This is a genomic window from Rhodococcus sp. MS13 (genome assembly GCF_013277835.1).
Classification (GTDB): Bacteria; Actinomycetota; Actinomycetes; order Mycobacteriales; family Mycobacteriaceae; genus Rhodococcus_F; species Rhodococcus_F erythropolis.
Genome location: NZ_VBTL01000003.1, coordinates 538,725 through 557,614, shown reverse-complemented (window position 1 = coordinate 557,614; position 18,890 = coordinate 538,725). Strand labels below are relative to the sequence as shown.

The following is an 18,890-nucleotide window of genomic DNA, read 5'->3' as shown; positions in this document are numbered from 1 at the left end:
TCGAAGACTCTAGATTTCACAGCCGAAACTGCTAATCAGTCATAGACAAAAAGAGTCAAATCACTAGCAAAAAAACTCAACTAGCAAAAAATGTGTCGGCAACCATTCAGACGGAAGAATGAACAATCACCGACGAAAAATACTCACACCACACACAAACCAACCAAACCCCAAGAGGCGATTGATCATTCGCGGATGTGAAGTACCAAAAAATATTTGGCACTGACATTCATCGACACACTGTTGAGTTCTCAAAGAACACGCACACACCATCACCACGACCCTATGGCCGCCGCTCCGGGGCAACTTTTCCAGCCTATCCCAACCAGGTCACCGGCGCAAACCGGAACCCCGTGAAGAAAAACTGGATTGTGTTCGCCAGGCACTTCGTACAACCTCGTGTCACTCACCCTCGCAGGTGGGAGTCGGTGTCCGTGTCGCTCTGACCTGGACAAAGTTACGCGAAGATCAACACAACACCAAATCGCCAGGTCAGAGCACTGCGGTCGGTTAACTTCACGGAACCCAGTACCTCTCGGCCAGTTCTTCGACGATCGGATCGCCTTCCTCGGCCTGTTCCAACGCTTCGAGATCGTCGTTGATCGACACCAGCCGGGGATCGTCACCCTCAGCTTCCTGAATCGGGTGCCGACCGTCCTCGGCGAGTTGCCTCAGTAGCTTTTCCTTGACGCGCGCTTTCAACGAATCAGCCATACCGCCAGCATGTGCCGCTCCGGCCCAGTTGTCGAGGCCTACTCGTCGTCCTTCTTGCCGAAGACACGTCGTGCCGTCGGAATCAGGATGATCAGCGCGCCGAGCAGAACGATGAGCGAAAAAACCTGCAGTGCCATGTCGACCTCTTACCGTCACGCCGGCGCGAGCCAGCTCCCCCACGGGGTGTTTCGAACAACCGTAAATGCAACGAGAACTCCGAGCACCACGATCGTCACAGTCGGCCGAAGCACGATCATGCGATCCCGCGTGCCCTTCCAACGGCGCACTGTCCAACCGATCCACGCGATCACCAACACCGCGACAAACGGCACGATCAAGACATTGCTGGACACTGCGGCGCCAACATCCAGATTAGTCAGGTCATTGACCGCACGAAGGCCACCACACGCCGGGCACCACAATCCCGTCAACGCATACATCGGACAAACGCCGTAACTACCCGCACTGTGGGGATCACGGAAGTGGAGTACCGCGGCGGCCGTCACCGCCACTGCAGCAACACCGACGGGTGCGGCCAGCGCGCGTCGTCGACTTGCGACCACTTCCAACTCCATGACATCCACTGTAAGAGACCTCGGCAGCGACTAGCGCGCGCGAACGACTACCGACCGGACCACCATGTCGTGCCAGCACTGGTGCTTCGAGTCCCAGAGCGGCCAGAGATAGTTGAGGAAGCAGGCGCCACCCAGGATCGCCATCATGATCCAACGAAGCAGCGCCATCACCGGGCCGAGAGGCACACCGTCGGACTCCCGAATCACCGAAATTCCCAGCCACTTCTTGCCGAGCGTCTGTCCGGTGTTCCCTTGCCTGAAGACGAGATTCCACACCTCGATCAAGAAGATCGCCAGTATGCCGACGACCATGACGATCACCCCGACCGGATTACCGCCTTCAGCGCTCACGCTGCCGTCGTCGTATGTGGTCACTTCGGATCCGGAGAACGCGATCACTGCTCCGATGCCCGCGAGGACGACGCCGGGGAGCGGAACGACAAAGCCGTCGAGGATTGACGCAAACACCCGAGAGATCCAGCTTGCATACGGATAGGCGGGCGTCGGCGGCTGATAACCCTGCGGCGGCATCTGCCCGTACGGCGGCTGATTCTGCGATGGTTGGCCTGGTCCCCAGTTCTGATCCGACATCGAGGTCTCTCCTGTTCAGGCACGTGTTCGCCGAACTCAGGATAAACCGCACATACGCAAGAATTGGGAACTAACGACAAGAGCCCCACATCCGGATTTCCGGGTGTGGGGCTCTTGGCTGAGCTGCCTGAGAGAATCGAACTCTCGACCTTTTCATTACGAGTGAAATGCTCTACCGACTGAGCTAAGGCAGCGTGCCTTTCGGCGGTGGCGAGTCTATCTGGTCAACCCCCGGATCGCGAAAACGGGGGTCGGAAAGCGGCTCCGATGGAGGCAACCATCGCATCGAGCGCCCACTGCAACTTGACGTTGAAGTCGACGGCCTCGCGGCATTCGAGCACCGCTTCGATGCACTTGAGCAACCCCTCCGGGGACGTTCGTGCAGCCAACTCGGCGGCCTGCCGAGCCATGTCGGGATGGGTCGCCGTCGACGTCGACCCCAGCGAATAGGAAAGCGCGTCCCGGTACATGCCGGCCAGGTCGATCAGCGTCCGGTCGAGAAGATCGCGGCGGGCCCGGGTGTCGCGCGATTTCTGGCGTGCTTCGAGGTCCTTGATCAGACCAGCCGATCCGCGCAGAGTCCCGGCTGTTCCCTTGCCGGTTCCACCGCCACCCAAGGAGACCTTGAGCTCCTCGAGTTCCTGTTCCTTGAGTTCGGCGTAGAACGCCTTGGTGTCAGCCTCGATCGACTTCACCAAGTTCTCTGCGGCCTTGTACGCCGTCGAAGCACCGATCGCGTCTGCGGCCAGCCGAAGCGAACGCTGACGCTCGTCCCGCGCGCTCTCGTCGGTGGCGAGGCGCCGCGCCCGACCGACATGTCCGCCGCTGATCGATGCGGCGATTCTCGCTCGCTCCGGATCCAGCCCGTCGCGGTCGATCAGTACCTGAGCGATCGATTCGACGGACGGCGTCACCAACGGCATGTGCCTACACCGCGAACGGAGGGTGACAGACATGTCTTCCGGATCGGTCGTCGGCGCGCAGAGCAGGATGACCGTGCGGTCCGGTGGCTCCTCGACAACCTTCAGCAGGGCGTTGGCTGCGCCTTCGGTCAAACGATCGGCATCCTCGACCACGATGACCTGCCACCGCCCCGTCGTCGGCCGACGCGAAGCGATGTTGACTATCTCGCGCATGCCTTTGACGCTGATGCTCAGGCCGTCGGGGATGATCCGTCGTACGTCACCGTGGGTTCCACCCATCGTCGTCGTACACGCATGACACTCACCGCACCCTGGTGCACCGTCGGAGGTGCATTGCAGGGCTGCGGCGAAGCAGAGAGCAGCAACCGAACGACCAGAGCCGGGTGGCCCGGTGAAGAGCCACGCGTGGGTCATCTCCGAGCCGCTGGAATCGCCACGAGCAGACAGCGCAGCATCACGCAGGCTCTGCTCGACGTCGTGCTGACCCACCAGCCGACCGAACACACCTCGTTCGGCCACTTCAGTACTCATGCAAAAACCCTAACCGTCGGCACCGACGAAGCCTTACGAGTCCTTCTTCGCGGGAGCCTTCTTGGCGGCAGCCTTCTTGGCCGGGGCCTTTTTTGCGGCTGTTTTCTTGGCAGCGGCCTTCTTTGCCGGAGCCTTCTTGGCAGCAGCCTTCTTCTTGACCGGGCCGCGCGCACGACGATCAGCCAGCAACTCCGACGCACGAGCATCAGAAATGGATTCGACGTCGTCGTCCTTGCGGAGGCTGGCGTTGGTCTCGCCGTCGGTGACGTACGGACCGAAACGGCCGTCCTTGATCACCATCGGCTTCTCGCTGACCGGATCGACGCCCAACTCACGCAACGGAGGCGTTGCCGACGCCTGACGCCCACGACGCTTCGGCTCGGCGTAGATCTTGAGGGCCTCGTCGAGCGTGACGGTGAACATCTGCTCTTCGTTGGCGAGCGAGCGTGAATCCGTGCCCTTCTTCAGGTACGGACCGTAACGGCCGTTCTGCGCGGTGATCTCTTCCTTGGATTCGGGGTCGACACCCACGACGCGCGGAAGCGACAGCAGACGAAGCGCATCTTCCAAGGTGATCGTCGCCAAATCCATGGACTTGAGCAGCGATCCCGTCCGCGGCTTGGGGCCCGCGACCTTCTTGGCAGCCTTCTTCGCGGGCGCCTTCTTGGCTGCGGCCTTCTTCACCGCAGTCTTGGTACTGCCCGAACTGATTTCTTCCGGCTCGGGAGCGGAGACGGGAACGATGTCCGGTTCCGGCTCGGCCGGCGGTTCGGGCAGGATCTCGGTCACGTAGGGACCGAAGCGGCCTTCCTTCGCGACGATCTCGTGGCCCGTCAGTGGGTCGACGCCCAGCTTGCGGCCCTCTTGAGGCGTCGAGAACAGCTTCTCGGCGTACTCGGGAGTGAGCTCGTCCGGCGGCAGGTCGTCGGGAAGATTTGCCCGCTGCGAGATCAGATCGCCTTCGGGATCGTCCGGGTTCTGAACCATGCGCTCGAGATACGGGCCGAACCGGCCGACGCGCACGTGAACCTCGCGGCCCTCGGCGTCGTCGAAGAGACGGATGGAGTTGACCTCGCGAGCGTCGATCTCCTCGAGGTTGACACCGACCATCTTCTTCAGCCCGCCCTCGCGGGCGACCGATCCCTCTGCGCCTGTCTCGCCGCCGAAGTAGAAGCTGCTCAGCCAGTTGCCACGCTGCTCACGGCCGCCGGCGATCGCGTCGAGATCGTCTTCCATTCCTGCCGTGAAGTCGAAGTCGACCAGCCGGCCGAAGTGCACCTCGAGCAGTCCGATGACGGCAAACGCCACCCAGGACGGAACCAGCGCGCTGCCACGTTTGTAGACGTATCCGCGATCGAGGATGGTCTTGATGATCGACGAGTAGGTCGAAGGACGACCGATGCCGAGTTCTTCGAGCGTCTTGATCAGGCTGGCTTCTGTGTAGCGAGCGGGCGGGTTGGTGCTGTGCCCGTCCGGATCGAGCTTGGTGGCCGTGACTTCCTGGCCCTTGACCAGTACCGGAAGCCTGGATTCGGCGTCGTCGGACTGACCGCCGGCTTCTTCGTCGACACTTTCGACGTAAGCCTTGAGGAAGCCGGCGAACACGATGGTGCGACCCGAAGCGGAGAACGTGCAGTCCTCGCCGGTGCCTGCCGTGCCGGAGATGCGGAGCGTCAGCGTCGTACCGCGGGCGTCGGCCATCTGTGAAGCGACGGTCCGCTGCCAGATCAGTTCGTACAGCTTGAACTCGTCGGAATCGAGCTTGGAGTGCAGCTGACCCGGGGTCTGGAACACGTCGCCGGCGGGGCGGATCGCCTCGTGCGCTTCCTGCGCGTTCTTGACCTTGCGGGTGTACTGACGCGGCGTCGGATGGACGTACTCCGGACCGTACAACTCGGTGGCCTGCGCACGAGCAGCTGCGATCGCCGACTCCGAGAGCGTCGTCGAGTCGGTACGCATGTAGGTGATGTAGCCGTTTTCGTACAGACGCTGCGCGATGCGCATTGCGCGCTCGGACGTGAAACGAAGTTTGCGTCCGGCTTCCTGCTGGAGCGTCGACGTCATGAACGGCGGGTAAGGCTTGCGCGTGTACGGCTTGTCCTCGGCGGAGGAAACCGTGAGGTCGACGCCCTGCAACGCTTCCGCGAGACGACGCGCGTACGCCTCGTCGAGCACGGTGACCGCGCTGCCCTTGAGCTTTCCGTCAGCTCCGAAATCGCGACCGGAGGCGACACGCGAACCGTCGACGGAGACCAGGCGAGCACCGAAACTACGCGGGCTGGCCTCTGCACCGGCGTCGAGCGTCGCGGAAATGTCCCAGTACGACGCCGACTTGAACGCCATGCGCTCGCGTTCACGCTGGACGATGACGCGAGTAGCCACCGACTGGACGCGGCCGGCCGAGAGCTTCGGCATGACCTTCTTCCAGAGAACCGGGCTGACCTCGTAACCGTAGAGACGGTCGAGGATGCGGCGGGTTTCCTGAGCATCGACGAGGTCGGTGTCGAGTTCGCGGGTGTCTTCGGCGGCAGCACGGATTGCCGGCTCGGTGATCTCGTGGAAGACCATTCGACGAACCGGAATCTTGGGCTTGAGAGTCTCGAGGAGATGCCAGGCGATTGCCTCGCCCTCGCGGTCGGGGTCAGTTGCGAGGAAGAGCTCGTCGGCGTCCTTCAACAGAGACTTGAGTTCGGCGACCTTGCCCTTCTTTTCCGGGCTCACGACATAGAGCGGCTCGAAGTCGTGATCGACGTTGACGCCGAGACGGGCCCATGACTCGCCCTTGTACTTGGCCGGAACGTCTGCTGCGCCTCGCGGCAGGTCGCGAATGTGACCGACCGATGCCTCTACGACGTAGTCCTTACCGAGGTAGGGAGCGATTTTGCGCGCCTTGGTCGGTGACTCGACGATCACGAGGCGACGAGGGTTACCGGACGCTCCCTGACCGCTGCCGTTGTCCGCTTTAGCCACCTGCTGCCCGAGCCTTCCTTTGGACGTTCACTGCCGTCGGCAGATCTTCAGAACTAGACGTGTGGAGCAAGTTATACCCCGTGTCTCTCTTTACAGAGTGACATACCCGCAAGACATTCGTGCAGATCAGTACAGTATGGGCTCCGTCGGACACGCGGCATGAGCACCGTCGGACGCGAGGCAAGAGCACTGTCAGACGTGCGGCCAGGCGACCGAAGTGTCGACGTGTTTCGGCGCCTCACCGAGGTATTCGACGAGCTTTGTCAGTCTCTTCTTTCCCGACACACGGAGCCCCGGGCCCGGTGTCCGGTTACCCAGTTGAGTCGGCGCGATACCAACCCGCATCAAGGCCTGAGCCAGCGGTGCGTGCGTCTCCTTGGCATGGGGGTCGAGGCCGAACACGAATCGCTCGCCGCCTTCTTCGAGCCTGCCGGCCGCGACGGCCCACACCCGGAGTTGGCGGGAGTTCGGTACCCAACCGACCGGCACCGCCTTCACAGCTCCCTTGGTCCACTGCACGGACAGCGGAAGGAGTGCGGGCGTCGACTGCGTGCGGACCAATGGGCTGCCTTCTTCACTACGCGTCACCTCGGCCCCGAGTCCGCACTGCGCGATCAACTCGGCAACGGCCTGCGCTCTCCAGTCCCGATCCACGACGATCGAGATCCGGGCACGGTCCTCCGAGGTCACGACCTGACCCGGTCCGGCCAGCATTCCGGCGAGGTCCGTCACGGCAGGTGGAATCGACTCGGCAGAGAAAAAGGACAGTTGGCTCACAGAGTGAAACGTAAGCCACGAAGGTACTGACGGCATAGACGACCGGCCGTGGTCGAACAGCTGCGTGCATTACCTCGGACAGAGAAAGACTGGCTCAGCCCGAAAAGATTTGTCCCCCACCGCACGGATGCGATGGGGGACAAATACTGTCCGAACTAATCGCTCAGCGAGTGAGCGGAAAAATCAGACCGCGCGAACGCCGGTAGCCTGGGGACCCTTGGTGCCCTGGCCGACCTCGAACTCCACACGCTGGTTCTCCTCGAGGGTACGGAAGCCGTTGCCCTGAATTTCGGAGTAGTGAACGAAGACGTCTGCGGAACCGTCTTCGGGAGCGATGAAGCCGAAGCCCTTTTCAGCGTTGAACCACTTCACAGTGCCCTGTGCCATGCTTTTCCTTCTCTTTCTAACACCGGATTCGGTGAACAGCCCTTACAGTCCACCGGGCCGGTTCCGACCGCTGTACGTCTTTATTTCCCCCTCAGGAAAGGCAGAGCACCGCGCCCGCAACAACGATCCTGCGAGCGTGCACTTTCTCAAGCCTACGAACACAGAAGCTGCGACCGATTGTCAGTCAACCATGTTCTCCGCGTGCACAACAGTCGAAAAGGGAACTAAAAACGTTAAAAGTTCGCTACGAGAAAAACGGCCCACGATCGTGGCTTCCCGCTTGCGCGCCGACCACCCGGTTCCACCAAGACCGCCGGCCGTTGCGTATCATCAAAACTGCAGGTAGCGACAGTTTCCGATTGCCGCCACACCCCAACGCCGAGCCCGGAGAGTCACGTGAACGCACCTTCCCCGATCCCCGCCCCGGGAGGGAAGCCTGGCGACACCTACGGGCAGATGCTGCTCGATCGCGTCGTCGCCGGGGTCAGTGGAAGCGAAAAACCACTGATGTTCACCGCGCAGTTGCCTGCTCGCGTAGCCGAGTTCACCGAATGGCCGGAGTGGGTGCACCCCAGCGTCGTACGCGCGCTCGCCGAGCACAGCGTGCGGTCCCCGTGGATCCACCAGAGTGAGGCCGCCGACCTTGCTCACGAGGGAAAACACGTGGTCGTGGCCACCGGTACGGCGTCGGGTAAGTCACTGGCATACCAACTCCCGGTGCTGACGGCCATGGCGACCGATCCGCTCGCAACTGCCCTGTACCTCTCCCCCACCAAAGCGCTGGGCTCGGATCAACTGCGAGCAGTGCTGTCCCTCACCGACTTCGACGTCGAACTTCACAGCACGAACGCCAGTGCGTACGACGGCGACACCTCGCAGGAACTCCGCACCTGGGCACGCGAGAACTCACGCTGGCTCTTCACCAACCCCGACATGATCCACATTTCGCTGCTCCGCACCCATCAGCGATGGGCGCACTTCTTCCGCAACCTGAAATACGTGATCATCGACGAATGCCACTCCTACAGGGGAGTCTTCGGATCCAACGTCGCGCTCGTGATCCGGCGACTTCGCAGGATTGCAGCGCGCTACGGCGCCGAACCTACCTTCATCCTGGCCAGCGCGACCACGGCAGATCCCGGCGCAGCGGCCTCGCGGCTCATCGGCGCACACTGCACCGAGGTCACGGAAGACGGATCGCCGCACGGCCCACGCACCGTCGCACTGTGGGAGCCGCCGCTACTCGAGGCATTGACCGGCGAAAACGGTAGCCCGGTACGACGTCCCGCGGGCGCGGAAGCAGCGCGGATCATGGCTGACCTCATGATCGAGGGCGCCCGTACTCTCACCTTCGTCCGCTCCCGCCGCGGTGCCGAACTGACCGCGATGGCCACCAAACGTCTACTCGCCGAGGTGGACCCGGACCTCGCCGAGCGAGTCGCGTCGTATCGCGCCGGATATCTGGCCGAGGACCGTCGCGAACTGGAAGCTGCGCTCGCCGACGGCACGCTGCTGGGCGCAGCCACCACCAACGCGCTGGAGCTCGGCGTCGACATCGCAGGCCTCGACGCCGTTGTCGTGGCAGGCTTCCCGGGGACCGTTGCCTCGTTCTGGCAGCAGGCCGGTCGCTCCGGGCGACGCGGCGAGGGTTCACTCGTCGTGTTGATCGCCCGCGACGATCCACTCGACACCTACCTCGTTCACCATCCGTCGGCGGTACTCGACAAACCCGTCGAGGCGACGGTGACAGATCCCGGAAATCCGTACGTCCTGGGACCACAACTTCTCTGCGCTGCAATGGAACTCCCACTTTCCGATGTCGAGGTGGACGCTTTCGGGGCTCTCGAGGTTCTGACCAGGCTGTCGGAGGAAGGCAAGATCCGGCGCCGAAAGCACGGATGGTTCGTCACCGCCGATTCGAACCCCCACGGCTCTTTGGACATTCGCGGCGGTATCGGAACTCAGGTGGCCATTGTCGACGGTGAATCCGGCCGGATGCTGGGTACTGTCGATGCGGGCCGCGCTCCGGCCACAGTTCATCCCGGTGCCGTGCACATTCATCAAGGCGAGACCTATGTCGTCGATGAACTGGACCTCGACGTCGGACTCGCATTGGTACACACCGAGAATCCGGACTGGACCACCTCGGCCCGCGAGACCACCGAAATCACGATCACCGAACAACTCGAGCACAAGAACTACGGCGACATCGCCGTCGCTCTCGTCCAGGTCGAGGTGACACATCAAGTCGTCGGGTACCTACGACGGTTGACTTCGGGTGAAGTCCTCGACTCGATCGAACTCGACATGCCCGCACACACTTTGCCCACCAGGGCAGTGATGTACACGGTCACGCCGGAACTACTCGAATCCATCGGGGTGCCGCCCGAACGGTTCCCCGGATCACTGCATGCCGCCGAACATGCCGCGATCGGCCTGCTGCCACTGGTGGCGATCTGCGACCGCGGAGACATCGGCGGCGTATCGACGGCGATGCACGCGGACACCGGACTCCCGACCGTCTTCGTCTACGACGGTCACGCCGGCGGCGCCGGGTTCGCCGACCGGGGGCACAGCGAACTGTCACGGTGGCTCACCGCGACGCGCGACGCCATACTCTCCTGCGAGTGCGCTCACGGATGCCCGTCCTGCGTCTATTCACCCAAGTGCGGCAACGGAAACGACCCACTCGACAAAGACGGCGCGGTCAAGGTTCTGACCGCCGTCATCGATACGATCAGCTGAGACACGATCAGCCGATCGGACCCGCACGAGCGTAGGCCTGCGCATCGCCGATCCCGAAGCCCGACAACAACACCGGTGCACGTATCTCGACAACTACATCCCACCCCTGCACCTCACATTCCGCGAGCACCGTACGCATACGCTCCGCGATCGCCGCGGACTTCGCACACGCAGACGCCTCACCTCCGTCCAAGGCGCCCGCACCGCCGAGAGCCGAAAGATCAGCGGCCGACTGAGCAGTGTGCCGGGCCACCACCGCGGACCCGACATGCAGCGTCCCACCAGTCACCATCACGATCGCTGCCAGAACGCAGCACGCCAGAACCGTCGCAACACCTTCGTCGTCACGTAGGTTCACCCCTCTTCCACCCCTGACTCCACAGCTGCCACAGCCTCGGAAGAAATGTCGACCAACGGCAGCAACGTACTCTCGGCGCTGACAACGGCAACGGCAAAGCCGTCAACGATCTCCACCGAGATCGACGCATCTTGGGGTGCGATCCGGCGGGCCGTGGCGACCGCAGACTCACGATCACCACGTGCCACCAACCGCGCGGCCTCACGAGCGGCGTCGACACACCGAACCTGCATCGACACCGCGAGGACACCACCGATACACAGCACGACCACCGTGACGATCGAAGCCAGAGCAATCGCGGCCTCGACCGTCACGGCGCCGTCGTCGGCTTGCCGAATACCTCTCGTGGACAACATCACACAGCTGTCTTGAGCGCCTTGTCGATGATGCCCGTCAGCGCCGAGACAATGGAGTCGCCGGTGACAACCGTGTACAGGACGGCACCGAATGCGGCAGCCGCAATCGTGCCGATCGCATACTCCGCGGTAGACATACCGTCGTCCTCCGTTACCAACAGCGCAAATCTGGCCGACATCGTCCTGAACGTCTTCGAAATCATTTTTCCCCCTTCAATCAAAACCTGTGGCAGCAGTTCTGCCGCAGGAGCTTTCACACGGATCCGGCTCACAACAGGCCGTTACCGAGCACAGTCGTGGCAAGCCCGATCGCCACCGGGACGATGCCCAAGGCGATGAACGCCGGCAGGAAACACAGTCCGAGTGGACCGCTGATCAGCACTCCCGCACGTTCGGCCGCGGCAGCAGCCAGATCCTCGGCGTCACCTCGACTGCGCTCGGCGAGTTCGGCCATGGACGAGGACAGCGACGAACCCGAACGGGCGGAACGCCGAGCCATTCTGGCGAGCGCCTCGGTATCGGGATCGAGAGCGGCTTCGCTCCACGCGGCGTCGGGGTCGGCACCGAGCGCGAGAAGGTCGGCCACGCGACTGAGCGTGTCGGCCATCGGTTTCGGCGCGGTCGACGCCATCGCTGTGATCGCGGCGGAGACGGGAAGCCCCGCTCGCAGGCAGGCCCCGAGAAGGTCGAGACTTGCGGCAACTGCGAGTGGATCCGGCTTGTCCGGGGCTGAAACCGAATTTTCTGTTGTTGTGTCCGCGAACAGAATTTCTGCCGCCCTGGCCGAAGCGCCGCGGCGAGCGGGAATGATCGCGAGCGCCAACGCGATCATCGCCACGGATGCCCAACTCACGACGTGACCTTCGCAGTTATCCGGTCGGTCCAGAGCAAACCAGCTGAGACACAGGCAGTTCCGATCACGAGCAGCACGCCGCCGAGCCCACCGCCGAACAGCACGCGCAGAGGCGACGCCCCCATCAACTGGCCGAGGCCGATCCCCAGCAGCGGTAGAAAAGCCAGCACCGCAGCCGTCGCCCGAGCGCCCGCCAACCCGGCCTCGGTGCGCTGACGAAAGCGTCTACGCCCCAACATGTCCGTCCGGACCGCGCCGAGTAGTTCAGCCAGAGCCAGACCGTGTTGGTCTGCGACCCGCCAGACGGATCCGATGCGGGAGAACTCACGCTCGATGCACGAATCCGGTACCGCGAAGGCCGCCGCGGCAGAACCACCGAGACGCGCCCTGGCCCCAGCGGACCGGAACACCGCACTTACTTCGCCGCTACATTCCTCGCCTGCAACAGAACTGGCAACTGCGGGATGCGCGCCGACGCTCAGCTCGGCGATCAGCACCTCCAGACCGGAGAGCAGCATATTCTGTGAGAGGTCCCGGTTTTCGGCCGCCTTCGCGCGGCGCCCACGAAAGATCAAGGTTCCGGCGAGGACGACCGCCGCGCATCCTGCCGACAAGCCTCCGATTACCCATGCGGCCGACACCGCGAAAAATGCGGCGACGAACTCCCACGGAGTGCGCCGGGCGGGCCTGTGGATAGTCGGCCTGTACGTAGCGAGCCGCGCACGTGAATCCCGCACGGGTGCAAGCACGACCGCCAACGCGAGGACCAGGAAGGAAACTGTCACCTCCCGACCTCCCGGTTGCGAAGCCGGAACATCCGCTCGAGCCGCTCACGACCCGAATCGCCGTCCGGCCATGCCTGCATGATTTGTACGTATCCGTCCGCACCGCGGTCGATGACGCCGATCTGTTCGAGACGCCTCGATCCGTCGGCCGATCTGTGTACGTGCAGGATCACTTGAACTGCCGCGGCAAGTTGACTGTGCAACGCGTGGCGATCCATACCGCCGAGCGCAGCCAACGCCTCGAGTCTGGCCGGCACCTCTTCGGGCGAATTGGCGTGAACTGTGCCGGCGCCGCCGTCGTGGCCGGTGTTCATCGCCGTAAGCAGATCCGTCACCTCTGCACCGCGGACCTCACCGACGACGATGCGATCGGGACGCATCCGCAGTGCCTGCCGAACCAGATCGCGCACCGTCACCTCTCCGACGCCCTCGACGTTGGGAGCCCTGGCGACGAGGCGGACGACGTGCGGATGCGGCGGCGCTAGTTCGGCCGCGTCCTCGACGCAGACGATTCGCTCGCGCGGGTCGACCGCGCCGAGCATGGCGGACAACAACGTGGTCTTTCCCGCGCCGGTCCCGCCGATCACCAGGAAGGCCAAGCGAGAAGAGATGATGCGATCGAGGAGTTCGCGCGCGTCCGGTTCCACGGCGCCGTGAGCACACAGCGCGTCGAGACCCTGTGTTGCGGGCCGCAGCACTCGCAGTGACACGCAGGTTCCGCCCTGGGCCACCGGTGCGAGTACGGCATGAAGTCGCACCCCGAAGTGCCCGTCGCCGACGCCCCGCAGACGGCCGTCGACCCACGGTTGGGCGTCGTCGAGGCGTCGACCTGCCGACAGTGCCAACCGCTGCGCCAGTCGACGCACGGCTGCCTCGTCGGTGAACCGGACCCCGGACCTTTCGAGGCCGACCCCGCGGTCCACCCAGACCTGATCCGGCGCGGTCACCAGTACATCGGCGACACCGGGTTCGTGCAGCAGTGGTTCGAGCGGCCCTGCGCCTGTCAGTTCCGTCTGGAGCACCCTGACGACCTCCAACAGATCCGTGTCCGCCAGAACGCCGGAGGACTCGGCTCGCACGGCGTCGGCAACGGTGGCCGCCGTCGGCTCGGCGACCGACGACGCCGTCAGCCGCTCGCGAACTCGGTCGAGCAGTTCTGTCGTGACCAACGCGCTCATGCCGCAGCCCTGCGCGGGCGTGCGCCGGATTCGACGGCGTCGAGTACCGCCGTTGCCACCGCACTCAGCGGACAACCTCGGGTCAATTCGAGGCCACCGCGCTCGAGCATCGGCGCCAGCGAGCGGTGGCCGCGCATCACGGCCGTCAGCGGCAGGCCGAGCATGTCTGCCACATCGGCGCCGCGTAGGCCTCCCGGCGCCGGCCCACGCACGACGAGCCCGACATTGGAGTTGTGTCGCACCACCCAGGCTCCGACCTTCTCGGCAGCGACGCACGCAGCCACGGTGGCCGGAACCACCACGAGAACCAAATCCGACATCTCCAACGCGGCCTGACCTACCTCGCTGGGATGACGTGGCACGTCGCAGACCACGAGTCCGCCGGAACTGCGACCTGCGTCCAGCACGGCGCGAACGGCGGTCACTGTCGGACCGTCGATCTCGCGGCGACTGCTCGCCAGAACCCTCAAGAACTTTCCCTTTGCCGGCAGGGCATCGCGCAGCGCATCCGGGGCCAACCGCCCGCCCTCGACGGTCAGTGCACCCCAACGCAATCCGGGGGTCGTCTCGATGCCCAACAGCACATCAGCGCCGGAGCCGAGGGCGTCGACGTCCACCAGTAACGTCGGGACGTGACGTGCCGCCGACGTCAACGCGACAGCCGCAGCTGTTGCCGAGGCTCCGCCGCCACCACAACCACCCACCACGCTCACGACGGTGCCGTCACCACTCACGTCGACGTGGTCGGCCAGAACTGCGACCAGTGCGTTCTCCTCTTCCGGCAAGGACAGAACGCTGTCGGCTCCGATCGCGGTGGCGCTCTTCCAGTCGTCGACGGTCGGTGTGCCGTCGCACACGAGGAACACTCGCGTTCGTTTAGGGGAACGAGTCAGAGCATCCCGCGCAGCCGACGCGTCCAACACGACCGCCGAGGCCCGGTTCCACTGTTGCCGAGAAACGGGATGCTCGGCCTCGTCCAGACAGCGATCCACCGCGGCAGCGACGCGGCGCACGCTCGCGAGGACCTTCGCGTCGTCGACGAGAACCAGAATGGGAGCCCCGGTTTCCCGAGAGTTGATCGTCGTGTTCATGACTGCAGAGCCTGAACGAGCACCGGCACCGAAAACAGTGGGTCGAGAGAGCCTGTGGACAACTGGGAAGTTGTGGAGAAACAGGCCTGAGACAGAGGACGACCCCCGCCAATGGGGGGAGGAGGCGGGGGCCGTCTGAGTTCAGCCCCGGGGGGTCGGGCTGAACTAGTTCGAACGAATCGAACAGCAACGATCTTACACCCGCCATTGGCGAGAAATGCAAGCCTGAGCTGCACTGAACTGCTGTTTTTCGCCGAAAGAGGACGCTTGCCGAGGAGCACACGAACCGCCTGTCGGACTATCCTCATTCCTGTGACCGACAAGCCTGCGAACGGACTGAATACCGGGCGGACAGCCGCTTTCTTCGATTTGGACAAAACGATCATCGCGAAGTCGAGCACCCTGGCGTTCAGCAAGCCATTCTTCGCCCAGGGTCTGATCAATCGGCGCTCGGTTCTCAAGAGCAGCTATGCGCAATTCCTGTTTCTTCTGTCCGGCGCCGATCACGATCAGATGGAGCGCATGCGCGAGCACCTGACTGCGATGTGCGCGGGCTGGGACGTGGAACAGGTGAAGGCCATCGTCGCGGAGACTCTGCACGACATCGTCGACCCACTCGTCTTTGCCGAGGCGGCCGATCTGATCGCAGATCACAAGCTGCGTGGACACGACGTCATCGTGGTGTCGGCGTCGGGCGAGGAAATCGTCGCTCCGATCGCCCGCGCCCTCGGCGCCACCCATTCCGTGGCGACGTCGATGAGGGAAGAAGACGGCCACTACACCGGCGAGGTCGACTTCTACTGCTACGGTCCGGGCAAGGTCGAGGCGATGGAAAAACTCGCCGCGGAATACGGCTACGACCTCGCCGCCAGTTACGCCTACTCCGACTCGGTGACCGATTTGCCCATGCTCGAGGCGGTCGGACATCCCACCGCAGTCAACCCCGATCGTGCATTACGCAAGGAAGCGGCCGTAAACGGTTGGCCCATACTGACTTTCTCGAACCCGGTCTCGCTTCGCGCGCGATTGTCAGCCCAGTCCACGACGACGGTCGCCACAACTGCAGCGGTGGGAATCGCAGCTCTGGTGGCCGGCGCCATGACCTTCGGGCTACTGCGTCGGAAACGCTGAAATCCAATGCCCACAAACAAAAATTGGTACTTGCTGTGAGCCCGGACACAGGGTACAAAGGAGTTACGGAAGAACGGAAGGCCAGGAACGGCTCGGAAGAGAAGGACCGTTTCCCCAACCGAAATTCCTAGCACGGGCACTAGGGCACCCACGCGGAGCACAAGCCACTATAAGGGCAGAAGCGTTGTGGGCCTGCGAGATTCGTTCAATTTGAGCGAGGACCCCGCACCGGTTGCGGGGACGACCTCAGAAAGTGCGATCCCTCGCCGAGGCCACCCACACAACCCACCGAGCACGCTTGGTAACGAGTAGTCCGTGCTGACGGGCGGCGAAGTCGATTTATCGGCAGCGCCGCCCGTTCGTTATGTGCCGGCCCCGCCCTGTTGCAGACTATCCAGTCGCCGCGTCGGCGATCGAAGTCGCTTCTCGCGCACCGGCTTCGAGAGCTCCACAGCACAAGATCACCCAACTGCCGACACCCGCCGGATTTCCCGAAGCGAATCCAGCCGCGCCGTCCGTGTACGCCTGCGGCCGCCGAAGCCAACTTACCTCGGGGACTCCCAGATTGTGCGGATCCAACCCGGACGAGACCGCAACCAGACGCGAAGCCGCACGTGCAACAATGCCGTCAGCGGTGCCGAACGGGCTCAGCGCCAAGAGTTCTCCGTGCACGACGGCCGCCAGAACCGGCGCCGGTGCACTGGTTCCGCCGGTAACGAGTTGCGCGAGAGCGTCCAACCGCTCCCCCACTCCGCGATCCGACCGTGGCCGCCCCAGTTGATCCGCGCCCTCGACGAGGTCTGCCGCGGCCAGCAGGTGCAGCCGGGCCAAAGCCTGCAGCGGGGCGCGCTTCCACGTCGACTCCATGAGGGGAAGACTGTCGCCGTCCAGAGCCTGAGCCACGCGCAGAGCACCCGCGAGAATCGGATCACCGGCCATGCCCTCGGCCGGCAATTCGGTGGTGCCACCGGCCAGCGATGCGGAAGCTCGCGCAGCGCGAACCGCGGCTTCGGCGGCAGTGGTGGGCCAACCGCGACGGTTGGTCTTGTGCCGATGAACCTCACCCAGAGCGTCGCGCGCATGATCGGCGGCGGCGCGTACGCCTGGAAGATCGACGAGGGGCTGCAAGGGGTCCGTCACGATCAACGACGGTACCCTTGCAGCCCCTCTGCGGACTTGCCTACCTACCTGTTGCGTCAGCTTCCCAGCGTGATGGACCCGCCGGGAATCGCGTCGAGCAACTTGCGGGTGTAGTCCTGTTGCGGATTGCCGAACACGTCGTCGATCGGTGCCGATTCGACGATCGAGCCACGCGACATCACCAACACGTTGTCCGCGATCTGGCGAACCACGGCCAGGTCGTGCGTGATGAAGAGGTACGTCAACCCGAACTCTGCCTGCAGGTCGTTGAGCAGGGTCAAGATCTGATCCTGCACGAGCACGTCAAGAGCGGAGACCGCCTCGTCGCAGATCACGACCTCCGGCTGAAGTGCCAACGCTCGCGCAATTGCGACGCGCTGACGCTGTCCGCCGGAGAGCTCGTTCGGGAACCGTCGCATGACCGACTGGGGCAGACCGACCTTGTCGAGAAGTTCGCGGACGCGAGCCTCCCGTTCTGCTTTGGTCCCGACCTTGTGGGTACGCAGCGGCTCTTCGATCGTGCGGTAGATCGAGTACATCGGGTCGAGCGTGCCGTAAGGGTTCTGGAAGATCGGCTGCACTCGACGACGGAACGCAAAGGTTTCCTTCGCACCGAGTTTGGACACGTCCTGACCGTCGAAGACCACGTTGCCTGCGGTGGGCTCGAGCAAACCGAGAACCATCTGCGCGACCGTCGACTTACCGGAACCCGATTCGCCGACGATTGCAGTCGTGGTTCCGCGGCGGACCTTGAAGGACACGTCGTTCACGGCGGTGAAGTCGGTGGTCTTGCGGAAACCCTTGCGCAGCTTGAACACCTTGGTCAGATGATCGACGACAAGAACGTCGTCGGTCGCCTTGCCGAAGGACTCTGCCGCACTTTCCTCGGCCTTGACCGCTTCGGCGACCTCTTCCGCCTGTTCGCGAATCTCGGCGCGCGCCACCGACGAGCTGAGCCGCTTCGACGCCAACGACGGCGCAGCCGCGACCAGCTTCTGCGTGTACGGATGCTGCGGGCGCTTCAGAATCTCCAGTGCCGGACCGGATTCGACGATACGACCCTTGCTCATCACGATCAGATGCTCGGCGCGCTCGGCGGCCAAGCCCAGATCGTGAGTGATGAGCAGAACGGCGGTGCCGAGTTCCGTTGTCAGACCGTCGAGGTGGTCGAGGATCTGACGCTGGACGGTGACGTCGAGCGCCGACGTCGGCTCGTCCGCGATCAGGAGCTTCGGACGAGCGGACAACCCGATCGCGATGAGTGCGCGCTGACGCATACCGCCCGAGAACTCGTGCGGGTACTGCCCCAACCGGCTCTCAGCTTCGGCGAGTCCTGCCTCCTCGAGCAGTTCGGCGGCCCGAACCTTGGCTGCCTTGCCCTTGGCGATCCCGTTGGCGGCCAGTGCTTCCTCGATCTGGAAGCCCACTTTCCACACGGGATTCAGATTCGACATCGGGTCCTGCGGAACCAAACCGATCTGGCTTCCCCGGATGTGGACGAAGTCCTTCTCCGAGACCTTCGAGATGTCCTTGCCGTCGAAGATGATCTCGCCTGCCGTCACCTTGCCGGTGCCGGGAAGCAGATTGATGATCGAGTGGGCGGTGGTGGACTTACCCGAACCCGATTCGCCGACGATCGCGACCGTCTGACCCGGGTAGACGGTCAGGCTGACGCCTCGAACTGCCGGAACCGGACCGGAATTGGACTGGAAAAACACCTCGAGATCACGAATCTCGAGCAACGGAGTTTCCTCCGAGGTGAGAGTTTCCTTGGTGGTCATCGTG

The 18,890-nt window shown here is 63.6% G+C and carries 18 protein-coding genes and 1 tRNA gene; 2 read left to right on the top strand and 17 right to left on the bottom strand.

Features of this window, described 5'->3' with window-relative positions; genetic code table 11:
• Positions 1-516: 516 nt before the first annotated feature.
• From FEZ59_RS08340 to FEZ59_RS08305, 8 genes are all read right to left on the bottom strand, one after another.
• Entirely contained in the window at positions 517-714 is a 198-nt protein-coding gene (locus tag FEZ59_RS08340; protein ID WP_003946112.1) for a hypothetical protein, read from the bottom strand.
• A gap of 152 nt (positions 715-866) precedes the next feature.
• Positions 867-1,289 (bottom strand): DUF2752 domain-containing protein, encoded by a 423-nt coding sequence (locus FEZ59_RS08335; protein WP_021342697.1) that lies wholly within the window; start codon positions 1,287-1,289, stop codon positions 867-869.
• A 30-nt stretch (positions 1,290-1,319) separates the two neighbouring features.
• Entirely contained in the window at positions 1,320-1,880 is a 561-nt protein-coding gene (locus FEZ59_RS08330; protein ID WP_172932533.1) for an RDD family protein, read from the bottom strand.
• 121 nt (positions 1,881-2,001) lie between these two features.
• Positions 2,002-2,074 (bottom strand) — tRNA-Thr (locus FEZ59_RS08325).
• A gap of 30 nt (positions 2,075-2,104) precedes the next feature.
• Positions 2,105-3,334 (bottom strand): DNA polymerase III subunit delta', encoded by a 1,230-nt coding sequence (locus FEZ59_RS08320; RefSeq protein WP_019746652.1) that lies wholly within the window; start codon positions 3,332-3,334, stop codon positions 2,105-2,107.
• A 33-nt stretch (positions 3,335-3,367) separates the two neighbouring features.
• Complete coding sequence (topA, locus tag FEZ59_RS08315) at positions 3,368-6,304, bottom strand: type I DNA topoisomerase (RefSeq protein WP_019746651.1); 2,937 nt, start codon at positions 6,302-6,304, stop codon at positions 3,368-3,370.
• 192 nt (positions 6,305-6,496) lie between these two features.
• Positions 6,497-7,081, bottom strand: coding sequence for a hypothetical protein (locus FEZ59_RS08310; RefSeq protein ID WP_003946106.1), 585 nt, complete (start codon positions 7,079-7,081; stop codon positions 6,497-6,499).
• Positions 7,082-7,264: 183 nt separating this feature from the next.
• Complete coding sequence (locus tag FEZ59_RS08305) at positions 7,265-7,468, bottom strand: cold-shock protein (protein WP_003946117.1); 204 nt, start codon at positions 7,466-7,468, stop codon at positions 7,265-7,267.
• Positions 7,469-7,924: 456 nt separating this feature from the next.
• Between FEZ59_RS08305 and FEZ59_RS08300 the strand changes: the two genes are divergently transcribed.
• Positions 7,925-10,213, top strand: coding sequence for a DEAD/DEAH box helicase (locus FEZ59_RS08300; protein WP_172932547.1), 2,289 nt, complete (start codon positions 7,925-7,927; stop codon positions 10,211-10,213).
• 7 nt (positions 10,214-10,220) lie between these two features.
• Here the strand turns inward: FEZ59_RS08300 and FEZ59_RS08295 are convergent, their stop codons facing one another.
• The 7 genes from FEZ59_RS08295 to ssd all read right to left on the bottom strand — a co-directional run bounded on the left by FEZ59_RS08295 (position 10,221) and on the right by ssd (position 14,834).
• A complete protein-coding gene (locus FEZ59_RS08295) occupies positions 10,221-10,571 on the bottom strand; it encodes an Rv3654c family TadE-like protein (protein ID WP_172932532.1) in 351 nt (116 codons plus the stop codon).
• Positions 10,568-10,927, bottom strand: coding sequence for a TadE family type IV pilus minor pilin (locus FEZ59_RS08290; RefSeq protein WP_020968274.1), 360 nt, complete (start codon positions 10,925-10,927; stop codon positions 10,568-10,570). Before FEZ59_RS08290 ends, FEZ59_RS08295 begins: the two co-directional genes overlap by 4 nt.
• Entirely contained in the window at positions 10,927-11,130 is a 204-nt protein-coding gene (locus FEZ59_RS08285) for a DUF4244 domain-containing protein (protein WP_020905984.1), read from the bottom strand. The genes FEZ59_RS08290 and FEZ59_RS08285 overlap by 1 nt, the downstream gene beginning before the upstream one ends.
• A 65-nt stretch (positions 11,131-11,195) precedes the next feature.
• Positions 11,196-11,780: a type II secretion system F family protein gene (locus tag FEZ59_RS08280; protein ID WP_172932531.1), complete on the bottom strand. Its 585-nt coding sequence runs from the start codon at positions 11,778-11,780 to the stop codon at positions 11,196-11,198.
• Positions 11,777-12,565: a type II secretion system F family protein gene (locus tag FEZ59_RS08275; RefSeq protein WP_172932530.1), complete on the bottom strand. Its 789-nt coding sequence runs from the start codon at positions 12,563-12,565 to the stop codon at positions 11,777-11,779. Before FEZ59_RS08275 ends, FEZ59_RS08280 begins: the two co-directional genes overlap by 4 nt.
• Complete coding sequence (locus tag FEZ59_RS08270; protein ID WP_172932529.1) at positions 12,562-13,743, bottom strand: TadA family conjugal transfer-associated ATPase; 1,182 nt, start codon at positions 13,741-13,743, stop codon at positions 12,562-12,564. Before FEZ59_RS08270 ends, FEZ59_RS08275 begins: the two co-directional genes overlap by 4 nt.
• Positions 13,740-14,834 carry a septum site-determining protein Ssd gene (ssd, locus tag FEZ59_RS08265; RefSeq protein WP_020905980.1) on the bottom strand — a complete coding sequence of 365 codons (1,095 nt, stop codon included), beginning with the start codon at positions 14,832-14,834 and terminating at the stop codon, positions 13,740-13,742. The genes FEZ59_RS08270 and ssd overlap by 4 nt, the downstream gene beginning before the upstream one ends.
• A 312-nt stretch (positions 14,835-15,146) precedes the next feature.
• On the opposite strand from ssd, the gene FEZ59_RS08260 reads away from it, so the two are divergent.
• Positions 15,147-15,965 carry an HAD-IB family hydrolase gene (locus FEZ59_RS08260; protein WP_019746641.1) on the top strand — a complete coding sequence of 273 codons (819 nt, stop codon included), beginning with the start codon at positions 15,147-15,149 and terminating at the stop codon, positions 15,963-15,965.
• Positions 15,966-16,355: 390 nt separating this feature from the next.
• Here the strand turns inward: FEZ59_RS08260 and FEZ59_RS08255 are convergent, their stop codons facing one another.
• A complete protein-coding gene (locus tag FEZ59_RS08255; RefSeq protein WP_172932528.1) occupies positions 16,356-17,105 on the bottom strand; it encodes an oxidoreductase in 750 nt (249 codons plus the stop codon).
• Between the two features lie 56 nt (positions 17,106-17,161).
• Entirely contained in the window at positions 17,162-18,886 is a 1,725-nt protein-coding gene (locus FEZ59_RS08250; RefSeq protein WP_172932527.1) for an ABC transporter ATP-binding protein, read from the bottom strand.
• Positions 18,887-18,890 lie beyond the last annotated feature (4 nt).